Source organism: Neobacillus camarae (assembly GCF_054950115.1).
Window position 1 is genome coordinate 1,016,552 of record NZ_JBUCKX010000001.1, and the last position, 13,506, is coordinate 1,030,057.

A 13,506-nucleotide genomic window follows, 5' to 3' on the forward strand; every position below is an offset into this window, starting at 1 on the left:
GCTTCTGAGGCAATTTTAGAAGTTGAGAATAGAAGGTTTTTTGGTCCAAGAATACGTAAAAATTACACAAGTGGACACCGATTGGACACAAGGTCAAACATACATATTATTTACTTAATGAGCTGCTCAAACTGCTGGGCAGCTTCTTTTTGCATGTTCGGCAATACGTGTGTGTATGTGTCCATTGTAATCCCAATTGTCGAATGTCCTAATCGTTCGGAAACGACTTTAGGGTGAACACCTTGCTGCAGCATTAAGGTTGCATGGGTGTGTCTAAGATCGTGAAACCGGATATAAGGCAGATGGGTTCGACTTATAATCTTACGATATTCTTTAGCTAATTCGGATGGCTGAATCGGGTTACCGTTCTTTTGAGCGAAAACTAAATCATAATCATGGTAGTCCTGTCCAAGCAATAATTTGTTTTCAAATTGCTGCTTATAAACCTTTTTCAATTCCTTTATTACACTTGAAGTTATTGAGATGGACCTGCTTCTGCCTGATTTAGGTTCCTTAAATGTTAACCCGATCCTTTTTATCGGCTGCAACGATTGTCGCACATAGATCACTTTGTTCTCAAAATCAACATCCTGCCAGCGGATTGCCAAGACTTCACCACGACGCATACCTGTATAGATGGCTGTGAAATAAATGGAATAATAAACAGATGTTTTCGCTGAATTTAAAAAGGTTTTTACTTGTTCATTATCCCATATCTGCATTTCAGCTTTTTTAGTTTTTGGCGGAGAAACAGCTTTGGCCACATTTCGAACGATAAATTGCCACTTTACTGCATCATTCAATGCCTTGGAAATTAACCGTTATTGGTGTTTGACCGATGTAGCAGAAAGACCACCACCATCTAGTTTCCCGCTTGAAAGCTTTTGGGAATAATACTCTTGCTCATTAGGAAACATAAAAATATCACATTAACAAGGGCAAGAAAAAAGCTATTCCTGTTTATTCAAGATCTGGGAGAAGAGAGTTTATTACAAACTGCCAAAAATCGGTCTGCCATTCAACATAGGAATACTTCAATTTTTACGAAACCTGAAGATAAGCATGAGAAATTCCAGCCACAAAAAGGTGTCTTTGTTAGATCAAAAGTTGAATATATCATCTATAAAGCATTAGAAAGAAGAGGACTTCAATTCAAATATGAACAGTTGCTTGAACTGCCGCATCAAAGATTTAACATTAAACCGGATTTCACCATCAAGCTTGCAGATGGCACTGTCTTCTATTGGGAACATCTTGTAATGCTTGACTCGAAAACATATTATCAAAACTGGCAGAAACGCAAACAAGATTATGAAAAAATTGGTGTAATTGATAAGCTTATAACCACAGATGATTTAGATGGAATCGATGAGGAGAAAATTACCAAGATCATCGAGTCAATTAAAGAAGGAACACTTGTCAAATCACCTTCAAGTAAATTTTCGTTATATCATACTACTCTTAATTAATAGGAAAAAGCACCGGTTGTACTGCACCCCAAAAGTTAGAGTAAAATCTGACTTTTGGGGTGTTTATTTATGGCTAAGTATAGTGAAGAGTTTAAGTTGATGGTTGTAAGAGAATACAAAGAAGGTAAATTAGGTCATAAACTTTTGGCCAAAAAGTATGGCATAAAGGGGCACGCACAGGTTCAAAGGTGGATAGATGTGTATGAGAAATGGGGAGAGAAAGGGTTAAAGAGGAAAAATTATAAGAAAACTTATTCTGTTCAATTTAAGCTGGATGTATTAAGTTTTATGAAAAGAACAGGTTCTTCATTGATGGAAACTGCCCTTAAATTTGGATTAGCCAACCCTCCTATAATTAGTTCCTGGAAGAAGGCATTTTTGGAGGGGGGAACTGAAGCCCTTGATAGACCGAAAGGACGTCCACCTATGTCTGATAAAGCTAAGAACAGAAAAAATAAAAAAACGGCAGAAGAAAAAGAAATGACGTACGAACAAAAGTTAGAAAGAGAAAACGAACTTCTCCGTTTAGAGGTAGAATACTTAAAAAAGTTGTGAGCTTTTCAGATGGATCCGAAAAGCTATCTAGAAAAGCACAAACAGCGTTATCATTCGAACTCAAAGAAAACTTCAAATTAAAGGATGTTTTACATATAGTCGGTATTCCTGAATCCTCCTATCATTATCATATAAAAGTGATGAAGAAAGAAAACCCAAACCAAGAGCTAGAAGAAGGTATTCAAGCCATTTTTGATGAAAATAACGGCAATTATGGATATCGTCGTATCAAACTAGAATTGAAAAACCGTGGTAATAATGTGAATCATAAAAAGGTACAGCGAATTATGAATAAATTCGGACTCAAAGGAGACAAGTTTAATAGAAAATCACGAAAATACAGTTCTTATAAAGGCACTACAGGAACTGTGGCCAAAAACCGCATAAATCGTCGTTTTCAAACAAATGTGTGTCATCAAAAATTAACAACTGATATCACGGAATTTAAGTGTTCAGACGGAGTAAAACTGTATTTGAGTCCAATTATGGATATGTTCAACGGTGAAATCCTTTCGTATGGGATAGGAATGCGCCCGACCTTAGAATTAGCACTCGACCCACTTGAGGCAGCTTTAGAAATTGTTAAAGATTCTAGGTACAGAACCACTATACATTCTGATCAAGGATGGCATTATCAGCATAATAAGTGGGTAAAAACGCTAAAAGAAAACAAGGTGTTCCAAAGTATGTCACGAAAAGAAAATTGTTTAGATAATTCCCCCATGGAGAATTTTTTCGGATTACTCAAACAAGAAATGTATTACGGTGAAGCACTGTGCTCATTTGAGGAATTAAAAAAGAGAATTGAAGATTATATCGATTATTATAATAACAAACGCATAAAGCAAAAATTGGCCGGTATGAGTCCGGTTCATTACCGTATCCATACCAGCCAACTAGCTGCTTAATATAAAAACTCTAACTTTTAGGGGTCACCTCAGGTCAGGTGCTTTTTTGTCTTTATAAATCCATAAAGTTTTTGGTTATAATTCAAACTTTAAAGCAATTACTAAATAACGGTACAAGAGTTCTAAATATTTAGGTAAAAGCTATAAGCATTTAATAAAAAATATGTCCCAGCAGTTTTAAAGTTCTTTTTAAAACAGTGTCTCCTGCTCCTCCAGTGGTATGTCCCCCTAAATAATTATCTGAGAGATAAGTTCTTAGGACATCGTCAACAGTTTGAGGAATTCCGCTTCTTAATTCTTGGGCAATAATATCTGACCCATGAACAGCTTTAAAAGCAGCTAAATCTCTTTTTATTGGGTTCCAGGCAAAATTGTTTCTTGCTTCTCCATTGCTACGGTCACCCATGTCATTGTTTAACGAGGTTAAATTCTTTAAATCAGTTAATAATGATGGATTGTATTGAGAATACAGAACTGCTAAAGGCAGGATGCTAGCATCATGTCCTTGGAGGTTATGTGCACCAAGTCCTCTTGCAATTAGAGCTCTAGCATCAGGAATCCCATTATCAGCTAAAGATTTTATAGTTGCCCTGGTTCCTTCCAATTTTGCTTGGAATTCTACAATATTTCTGTAATCTGCCATTTTATTCATCTCCTCAATTTGTAACAATTGGAATTGATACCATATTCATACTACAAATTAATAAATAAAATTACAAATATTATGATAAACTGAATTTCATCAAATTTGTTTGACATAAAAAACACTGTGGGATTTGTCCTCAATATAAACTATAATTAAAATAGTACTAAAGAATTAAACGTTTGTAGGTGTTGATATGAGTGCCGATCTGGTGAATAGGATTGAGCAGGGACTAGAAATTATCAATTCAAAATATTATAGAATAATTCTAGTTTGTGAGCATTCAAAAGGAACAATTGTAAAAAATGTGGCTGAAAGTATAGGTGTACCACTCCTAAATATTAATTTTTTGTTAAGTCAAAAATTAAAAGAGTATCCACGAAAGCGAATGGCCGGAAGAGTGCATACTTTATTGAGTGAAATTTTAAAAAATGGTGGAAACAATACCCTTTGCATAGAACATATTGAGGTATTGTTTGATCCAATATTAAAACTAGATGCTATTCAGCTTCTGCAGTCTTTCAGCAGGAATTATACGTTGGTGGTCTCTTGGAAAGGGAAATATGACGGCAGACGTTTTGTGTATGCGGTGCCTGGGCATCCTGAATATTATGAGTGCAAAGAATACGACGGAATTGTAGTGATGTAAAAAAGGGGGAAGAGACAAATGAAATATCGTGATCTAGTTCAATTTGAACCAATTGAATCGGTAATCCAGTTAACAGATGCAAATGATAAGGAACGAGCATTTCACTTAATTGATACATATGTTATTTCGGAAAGAATGGCGGAGCAGCTAGATGAAGCAGTCATTGAACAATTACAGTTCCACCGGCCAGTAGACAATAAAGGATTATTCATTGTCGGTAATTACGGAACAGGTAAATCACACTTAATGAGTGTAATTTCAACTATTGCCGAAATTGATGGTGCAAGTAATTATATTAAGAATGAGCGGGTTGCACAAAAAGCAAAAGAAATAGAAGGGCAATTTAAAGTTATACGTACTGAAATTGGCAGCGTTCGGACTTCACTAAGAGACATATTATGTGAAGCATTAGAAGAGGGACTTTATGATATGGGGGTTGATTTTAAATTCCCATCTATAGATGAAGTCCGAAATAATAAAAATGCACTTACGGAAATGATGGGGCTTTTCCATGAGGCATTTCCAGATGAAGGGCTTATGCTTGTGGTAGATGAGTTACTAGACTACTTAAGAAGCAGGAAAGAACAGGAACTTACATTAGACCTTGGCTTTTTACGGGAAGTAGGGGAAGTTTGCAGTAAAACCCGCTTGCGTTTTATTGCAGGTATTCAAGAAATGCTTTTTGATAATCCTAAATTTGGATTCGTAGCGGATTCTTTACGAAGAGTTAAAGAACGTTTTGAGCAAGTGCGTATAGTCCGTGAAGATATTGCATTTGTTGTATCACAAAGATTACTTAAGAAGGATGAAAAACAAAAAGCGCTTATCCGTGAGCATCTAAGCCTTTTTTCTTCATTATATACCCGGTTAAGTGAAGATTTAGAAATGTATGTTAACCTCTTCCCAATCCATCCAGCTTATTTAGCAACATTTGAGAAAGTGAATGTTGCTGAAAAAAGGGTGGCATTGAAAACGATTAGTAATGAAATTAAACAGATTCTTGAGGAGGATGTTCCAGAGGGAGCTCCAGGGCTTGTTTCCTATGATAGTTACTGGAAATACATTGAAGAAGACCCTTCATACAAAAGTAATCCCGATATCCGTGAAGTGCTGGACAAGTCACGCATTTTAAAAGATCGTATTCATAATGCCTTTACCAAAAAAATATATCAGCCGATGGCCATTAGAATTGTAAATGCCTTGGCAGTATACCGTCTAGCTACAAGTGATATATTTGATAAGGTTGGTCTAACACCAGAGGAGCTTCGTGATGATTTGTTTTTGCATTCCACATTGAGCTTAGACATGCTTTTAGAAGATGATAATCCTTCTGATTTTCTGAAAACAACAGTTGAGGCAGCTTTACGGGAAATCCAAAAAACTGTCAGTTTTCAATATATTTCAACGAACGAAAGCAATGGACAATATTATTTAGATTTGAAAAAAGATATTGCTGTTGATGATTTGATTGAGCAAAAGGCAGAAACCATTGAAGACGATAAATTGGATACCTATTATTTTGAGGTGCTTAAACAAGCCACAGGGGTAGCGGATAATACCTATGTAACCGGATATAAAATCTGGAAACATAATCTGCCATGGGAAGTCCATAAAGTGTCCCGACAGGGGTACCTTTTCTTTGGGGCACCAAATGAACGGTCAACTGCACAACCGGAACGAGATTTCTATATTTATATGTTAAAACCATTCAGTGAAGTGAAATTTAAGGATGAACAAAAGGCAGATGAAGTCTTTTTTAAACTGGCTTTAAAAGAAGAGAAATTTATAAGATTGTTAAAGATGTATGCTGGCTCAAGAGAATTGGGTATAAATGCAACTTCTGCAACAAAGCAATTGTATGTGAGAAAGTCAGAAACTTATTTTAAGGAACTTGTAAAATGGTTAAGTGAGAATTTTGTTCATGTTTATGAAATAACTTACCGTGGCAAAACCGCTAATATTTTGGAATTCGGCATGATGCTGCCACAAAATGCCGGAGTGATTGAAATTATTAATACAGTATCTGAAGGGTTATTGACAGATTGGTTTGAACAAAAATATCCTGATTACCCATCATTTAGAAAGCTTCAAAATGTTTATTTAAATAAAGAGAACTTGCATTCCTATGTATCAGACGCACTTGTTCAAATATCTGGTAGAGAGACTAGACAGGGTACTGCAATATTAGATGGATTGGTCTTACTTGACCAAAATGGCAAGGTGAATATTCATAAGTCCGGTTATGCCAAATGGGTAATGAATAAACTAAATGAAAAAGGGCATGGACAAGTATTAAATGTTTCTGAATTAATTACAACCAATACAATTAGAGGGACTGAAGACATCCGGCTCACTTTAGAATTTAAGCTTGAACCTGAATTATTAGTAGTTGTGCTTGCGGCACTTGTCCATTCAGGAGAATTGGTTGTAAATGTAGATGGTAAGTCTTATGACGCAATGAATTATGCCGAGTTTTCCCGATTGCCATTAGAAAAGCTTACCTATTTCAATCATGTAAAAACACCTAGTGGCCTTCCGGTTGCAGCGATTAATGCGATTTTTCAAATATCCGATGTTCATATTCCAAACCTTGAGGGAGAGAACTTAGCTTTTGGCATTCGAAGAGTAATGGAATTTGCTAACGATAAATTACAAAAAGTTGTTAGGATGATTCCTACAATTCGAACAGGTTTGCCAATATGGGACGGAACACTTTTTTCAACAGCAGAGATTGGGCAAATTGTTCAAAAAATTGGTGACTTAAAAGGATTTTTAGAAGGAATTCAACGCTATGATTCGCCGGCTAAAATGCATAATTTAAGATATTCCGCTGAGGAAATCTTGGCACAAGATATTCTTTTAAAAGAATTAGAAAAATTGGAGAAGCTTGAGACGAAAGTAAGGGAATTCACAAATGTGGCCAATTATCTTATTCAGGCGAAACTTCATCTTGATAGAAATCATGAATGGAGTAAAAAGGTGGATACGGCGTTATACGAGCTTTCAATCGCTTTAAAAGAAGGAGATGACTATTCTTCAGAAAGCCGTACGATTGAACAACTAAAAGATGAATACATCAGTTTATATATGGGATTGCATGACAAATCAAGGCTAAATGCAACCCAAGATATGAAAAAGAGCGGTTTGCTAAATGATCAACGACTAAATGCTTTAAGGGAATTAGCTCAAAAAATTGATATATTGCCAAACCAGGTCCTTTCTGATTGGCAAAGAAGATTGGATTCATGTATTACCTGCTATCAATTGAAAAGGGAGGATTTACAGCATTCAGCTACATGTCCGCACTGTAAATTTAGACCAAAGGAAGAAGCATATCTAAATCAATTTAAGTTGGAAACATTAGAAGATGAACTTGGCGAATTACTGAATAACTGGACAAACACGCTGTTAAATAACTTTAATGATCCAACCATTAAAGAAAATATTGCATTACTAAGACTGGAACAGCAAGAACTTGTTCAACAATTCATTTCTCAAAAATCATTTAGCCTTCCAATTGATATACGATTAATTCAAGCCATTAACGATTTGTTAAAAGGGATTAATAAAGTAGAAATCACATTAGATCAAATTACGGACATGATGGCTAATGGGAGTCCATTAACGGTAGAAGAATTTAGGAGAAGATTTGAGATGCTTATTCAACAAACTGTTGGAAATCAGCCAACAAATCGTATCCGAGTTATGCTTAAGAAATAACGAGGTGTACTTATATGTCATATAATACTGAGCAGTTATCGTTTGAAAATTCAGATACTCAAACAGACAATCAATCGGTTGTCTGTTTAGGTATGACTTTTGAAAATGATAAAAAAAGAAGAGAATATTTTAGGGAAGAATTGAGAAAAAAGTTATCCGAGCTTAAAAAGATTGAAGGGTTTCCAATTGGGAGTGATGAAGATATTATAGCTTTGTCAGATCCCCCATACTATACAGCTTGTCCAAATCCTTGGTTAAGTGATTTCATTAAAATGTGGGAAAATGAAAAAAAGGATAGATATGAAAATAATTTAAATGAAAGAGAATACCATAGAGAGCCGTTAGCAATTGATGTTAGCGTAGGAAAAAATGACCCTATTTACAATGCTCATTATTACCATACAAAGGTTCCTTACAAGGCAATCAGAAAATATATCCTACACTATACTAACCCTGGAGATATCGTTTTGGATGGTTTTAGTGGATCTGGCATGACTGGTGTCGCTGCTCAAATGTGTGAATATTATGATCCAGAATCAGATAGTGATGAACAAGAAAATATATTACTTGGTGTAAGAAATAGCATATTATCTGATTTATCACCAAATGCAACCTTTATGGGAAAAAATAATAATATGATTGGAAAGATCCATGAAGTTAGCGATATTATAGAGAAGATTATTGGAAAAGTTGGTAAAAAAAATGCACATTTGATTGAAACACTTCATGTTGGTTGGAAAAGAGGTGTTTCTGATCCAAAAGATAGAGTTAATAAACCTATTACTACGAATAAAAAAGGGATTATAAATTATACTGTTTGGTCAGACGTTTTTTTATGTGCAAATTGCAATGAAGAAATTGTTTATTGGGATTTAGTATTTAATGGACCAGGTCAGCCTGTGAAAAAAGAGTTAATATGCCCAAACTGTGGGGCCATTCAAAATAAAAATAAGTTAACAAGAGCTTATGAGAAAAAGCTAATTAAAAATAGCAAAAAAATTATTGATGTGGCAAAACAAAAACCAGTATTAATTAATTACACATTTAATGGTAAGAGATTTGAAAAACATCCTGACGAAGAAGATTTAAATAAGATATCTTTCAACCGAAAACCTTGAGTATCAATTTGATTTTTATGTAAATGAATTACCCGAAGGTTTTAATACAAATCAACCAAAATTTTCACACGGATTACTTTATAATTTTCAATTTTTTTCAGAAGTTAATTTATACTTTTTTAATGAATTACTCAAAGAAATTCGAAATAGTGGTATCGAAGGATATAAGAAACATTTTTTGTTATTCTTACTTTCTGCATGTTTACAAAGAACCTTAAAATTCAATCGATATATGCCAAATCACGATAGACATGTTGGCCCTCTATCAGGGACCTTATATATATCACAGCTTACTGCTGAAATTCCTTTAATCTCTTATATATCCGATAAATGGAAGGATCTTCAAAGGTGCGGAAATGAAATCATAAATAAAGGACATAACATTATTACAACTCAAAGTACCGGAAATTTGGAACAAATTCCAGATTCAAGTGTTGATTATATTTTTACAGATCCTCCTTTTGGAGAAAATTTAAATTACTCTGAATTAAATTACATCTGGGAATCTTTTATTGGCGTGGTTACTAATACAAATGATGAGGCAATCATAAACAGCTTTCAAAGAAAAGGCTTAGCTGAATACCAAGGATTAATTGAAAAATGCTTCAAACAAATGTATCGGGTTTTAAAACCGGGCAGATGGATAACGGTTGAATTTCATAACTCTAAAAATTCAGTTTGGAATTCGATTCAAGAAGCACTTTCTAGGGTAGGGTTTGTTATTGCGGATGTCAGAGTTTTGGATAAAAAGAAAGGAACAACGAAACAAATGTCGTATATGACAACCGCAAAACAGGACTTAGTAATTTCTGCTTATAAACCGAAAGAAAAAGTACTAAATATTATGAATCGCAGTTTAAGTGATAATGAAAATGTATGGATTTTTGTTGAAAATCATCTTAAACAATTACCAATTTTTATTAAAGATAAAAATGGTGTTGCCGAAATTGTTGTAGAAAGAACTCCAAGAGTTTTATTTGACAGAATGGTTGCCTATTATGTACAAAATGGACTTATTGTTCCTTTGTCCTCAGCAGAATTTCAAGAAGGTGTAATGCACAGGTTCCCGATGAGGGACGGAATGGCATTCCTAGAAAGTCAGCTTGCTGAATATGATAAGAAAAGATTAACTATAAAAGAATTTATGCAAATGGAATTATTTGTTGTTGGTGAGAATAGTGCAATTGAATGGATTCGTCAGCAATTACTTAAGAAGCCACAAACACGACAAGAAATATATCCAGCATTTATGAAACAAATCCAGCACATTGAGAAACACGAATTGTTACCTGAACTAGATGATTTGTTATCCCAAAATTTCTTGAATTATGTTGGAAATAGTCCTGTACCTGATCAAATTGTTAGTTATCTTCATAAGAATTACAAGGATCTTCGGGGCATGGATCATAACGATGATTACTTAAAAGGAAAAGCTCTAAACCGTTGGTACGTCCCAGATCCAAACAAAAAAGCGGATTTGGAAAAATTGCGCGAAAAATCCTTGCTGCGTGAATTTGAAGGATATATTGAGGAACTTTCAAAAAGCAAGAAAAAACTCAAACAGTTTCGTACCGAAGCTATACGTGCCGGATTTAAAAATGCTTGGGGTGATAAGGATTACCAAAAGATTGTTATGGTAGGTGACCGCCTGCCTGAAAGTGTTATTCAAGAAGACGATAAGCTGCTAATGTACTATGATAATGCTCAAGTTCGTTTGGGATTATAATGTAGGGCAAGGGGAAGATGAAAATGGCCAATTGGCGTGACCAAGTTTTGAAACAATTCAATGCAAATAACGCATTGTATCTTGTTCTTGACAATGACCAGCTGCTTTTAGATGAATTGATTCTAGCGAAATTGAAAGAGGACAATATTTACGTAGTTAATTTGAACGAAAGTATTTTATTTCGTTTTGAATTTGAACGTGATTATCGAATCAAAATTGAAAAAAGAGAAATCTGTCTTCTTGTTAGAGCAGAAGGGACAGATTATAATGTTTTTCCCTTTGATTTGATACAGTTAGGTCAACGAACCCGATTGGATGTTTCAATCATCTTCCCCAAATTCTCAACACCTATAATTGGACAGCTTGATGTAGAAATATATGATGCCTTGTATACTGCACAGGAGCGGTATCAAGGCACTTCTTTTGATAAAGAAACATTGGATTTTATAGCGAAAAATATTTATAAGTTGCCTTATGATATGGTGCATACTCGGGCCGAATTATGGAAATTGTTATTAACCATTCATTATGAATTAGACTCTGTCCCTATGGTTATAAAAAGATTTGTTATTGGTGTACTTAGTCAAAAGAATGATTTAAGGGATCTTCCGATTAAAGATTTGGTCATGTCTGCAAACTTCTTCTACAAATATTTGGAAGAAGAGTGGAATCATTTTGTTAAGCAAATTGACCAATTTTCACAGCAACAAAACGGAGTTGCCATAGAAGAAGATACGGATTATTCATTTCACTCTTTTACAAATCCACTCATTCGGAGTATAGTAGATAATTTATTTTTGGAAGGGTTGATAAAACGTGTAAAAGGTTATCAGCCCAATAAATTTCCATCCTGGATGCGTGTCGGGATTGATTCAGATTGTAAGAAAGAAAATAATGAAAAATTAGAATATCTATATTTACAGCTAAAGGATGCCTTAGCTACAGAAAATAGGTATAAGGATTGGACAAAAATGGCTCAAGCTTATGGACAGTTTAAGGCCCTTTCGCTATCGACAGATTCATACTTTCAAGAGGTTAAAGAAATAAGCAATAGGATTGATGAAGATTTTGAAAAATGGATGTTTCATCAATATGGTTCGCTGATATCGTTACCTCATTTGCCGGTTCCAAAAATGGTACACCAAATACCTCATTATATTGCAAGCCAGAATGAGGATAAGGTTGCTTTATTAGTAATGGATGGAATGAGTTTTGTCCAATGGTTTCAGATTCGCAATCATCTCGCAAAGTACGGATTATCTTTTGAAGAAAATGGGGTATTTGCCTGGGTTCCTACTCTTACAGCAGTTTCCAGACAAGCGATATTTTCCGGCCTTAGACCATCTTATTTTGCTAATTCTATATCAACAACAAACAAAGAATCTTTTGCTTGGTCGACGTTTTGGGAAGATAAAGGAGTTCCACGAATACATGTCTCATACCAAAGAGGTTTAGGTCAGGAATTTTATCAAAGAGGCAATTTCTTGCCACTTAAACAATCTAATATTAGGGTTTACGGAGCGGTTATAGACATAATCGATAAGGTTTTACATGGCGCGGTCCAAGGATCAAAAAGTGTATTTTCCGAATTAAATATTTGGTTGGAAACGAATTACCTACTAAAATTTATTCAAGATTTGCAAAATGAAGGTTTTACGGTTTATATTACCGCCGACCATGGGAATAGGGAAAGTGTCGGAATCGGAAGAATAAGTGAGGGAGTTATTGCTGAGACAAAAGGTGAACGGGTACGTATTTATGATTCAGTAGAATTACGAGACGCGGCAGCAGAAAAATATAATCAAACAATAAAATGGCACGATATTGGATTGCCAGAGAAATTTCATGTACTATTAGCTAAGGATGGTGTAGCCTTTGTAAATAATGGGGAGACCATCATAAGTCATGGCGGTATTAGTATGGAGGAAGTTATTGTTCCTTTTATTAAAGTAATTTCTTAAACTTGAGGTTGATTATTATGGCAAAACCGATTGGATTTGATCAAAAGGTGTTACTCCATCACCTTGATTTTACTGCAAATGAAGCACGTAGATTGGAACGAAAGGAAATGTATGAGGTTTTGGATAACTTCCTTCGGGCGGATATCAAAGGTGCCAAATCGCGTAAAAATGCGATTACCATGTTAATGAAAATATGGTATTTGGTAGAAGAAGATCATTTTGTTATTCGAGATCGTGCACTTGAGATGCTGCCATTTATAAATCGGGAAGAGAAGGTTTTTCTCCATTGGTGTATGACGATGTTAGCATACCCTTTCTTTAAAGATTTAGTGAAAGAAATTGGACTTCAACTCCGAATGCAGGATGCTGTTACTAGTCAGGTTTTAGGGAAAAAAATGAAAAGTCTTTATGGCGAGCGCCGCCGTGTTGAAGTAGCCACTAGTGCTGTCTTAATGAGTATAAAGTCATGGGGCATAACTGAACTTCAAAAGAATCGTGCCTATTCATTGTCACAAAAAATAGAAATCCATTCACATGAATTGTTGCAGTTGATGGCGGAGGTATTGCTTACTATTAATGATTCGCATATACTCCCGATTGAATTAATGAACAACAATGTCCTATTCTTTCCGTTTAATTACAACATTTCAGCAAGCGATTTAATGAAAAATAAGTTTGAGCTTATAAAAAGTATTGATATGACTATGGTAGAATTGAAAAGCTAATTCCCTTATTCCTGTGAATAGGGGTTCTTTTG

General features: G+C 34.9%; 11 protein-coding genes. 9 read left to right on the top strand and 2 right to left on the bottom strand.

The genetic code is table 11. The features are described from left to right. Window positions 1–110: 110 nt before the first annotated feature. A complete protein-coding gene (locus tag ACY8D0_RS04900; RefSeq protein WP_462409354.1) occupies window positions 111–803 on the bottom strand; it encodes a tyrosine-type recombinase/integrase in 693 nt (230 codons plus the stop codon). A gap of 96 nt (window positions 804–899) precedes the next feature. On the opposite strand from ACY8D0_RS04900, the gene ACY8D0_RS04905 reads away from it, so the two are divergent. From ACY8D0_RS04905 to ACY8D0_RS04915, 3 genes are all read left to right on the top strand, one after another. Continuing rightward, a complete protein-coding gene (locus ACY8D0_RS04905; RefSeq protein WP_462409355.1) occupies window positions 900–1,469 on the top strand; it encodes a hypothetical protein in 570 nt (189 codons plus the stop codon). Between the two features lie 69 nt (window positions 1,470–1,538). Further along, window positions 1,539–2,024, top strand: coding sequence for a helix-turn-helix domain-containing protein (locus ACY8D0_RS04910; RefSeq protein WP_462409356.1), 486 nt, complete (start codon window positions 1,539–1,541; stop codon window positions 2,022–2,024). Continuing rightward, a complete protein-coding gene (locus ACY8D0_RS04915; protein ID WP_462409357.1) occupies window positions 2,021–2,932 on the top strand; it encodes an IS3 family transposase in 912 nt (303 codons plus the stop codon). The genes ACY8D0_RS04910 and ACY8D0_RS04915 overlap by 4 nt, the downstream gene beginning before the upstream one ends. Window positions 2,933–3,083: 151 nt before the next feature. Here the strand turns inward: ACY8D0_RS04915 and ACY8D0_RS04920 are convergent, their stop codons facing one another. Continuing rightward, window positions 3,084–3,575, bottom strand: coding sequence for a hypothetical protein (locus ACY8D0_RS04920; protein ID WP_462409358.1), 492 nt, complete (start codon window positions 3,573–3,575; stop codon window positions 3,084–3,086). A gap of 196 nt (window positions 3,576–3,771) precedes the next feature. Here ACY8D0_RS04920 and brxF point away from each other — a divergent pair, with 196 nt between their 5' ends. The 6 genes from brxF to ACY8D0_RS04950 all read left to right on the top strand — a co-directional run bounded on the left by brxF (window position 3,772) and on the right by ACY8D0_RS04950 (window position 13,474). Further along, entirely contained in the window at window positions 3,772–4,224 is a 453-nt protein-coding gene (gene brxF / locus ACY8D0_RS04925) for a BREX-3 system P-loop-containing protein BrxF (protein ID WP_462409359.1), read from the top strand. 18 nt (window positions 4,225–4,242) lie between these two features. Further along, a complete protein-coding gene (locus tag ACY8D0_RS04930) occupies window positions 4,243–7,944 on the top strand; it encodes a DUF6079 family protein (protein WP_462409360.1) in 3,702 nt (1,233 codons plus the stop codon). A gap of 14 nt (window positions 7,945–7,958) precedes the next feature. Continuing rightward, window positions 7,959–9,062: a DNA methyltransferase gene (locus ACY8D0_RS04935; protein ID WP_462409361.1), complete on the top strand. Its 1,104-nt coding sequence runs from the start codon at window positions 7,959–7,961 to the stop codon at window positions 9,060–9,062. 178 nt (window positions 9,063–9,240) lie between these two features. Beyond that, entirely contained in the window at window positions 9,241–10,788 is a 1,548-nt protein-coding gene (locus ACY8D0_RS04940) for a DNA methyltransferase (protein WP_462409362.1), read from the top strand. A gap of 23 nt (window positions 10,789–10,811) precedes the next feature. Then, window positions 10,812–12,749, top strand: coding sequence for a BREX-3 system phosphatase PglZ (pglZ, locus tag ACY8D0_RS04945; RefSeq protein ID WP_462409363.1), 1,938 nt, complete (start codon window positions 10,812–10,814; stop codon window positions 12,747–12,749). Between the two features lie 17 nt (window positions 12,750–12,766). Beyond that, complete coding sequence (locus ACY8D0_RS04950; protein ID WP_462409364.1) at window positions 12,767–13,474, top strand: hypothetical protein; 708 nt, start codon at window positions 12,767–12,769, stop codon at window positions 13,472–13,474. Window positions 13,475–13,506 lie beyond the last annotated feature (32 nt).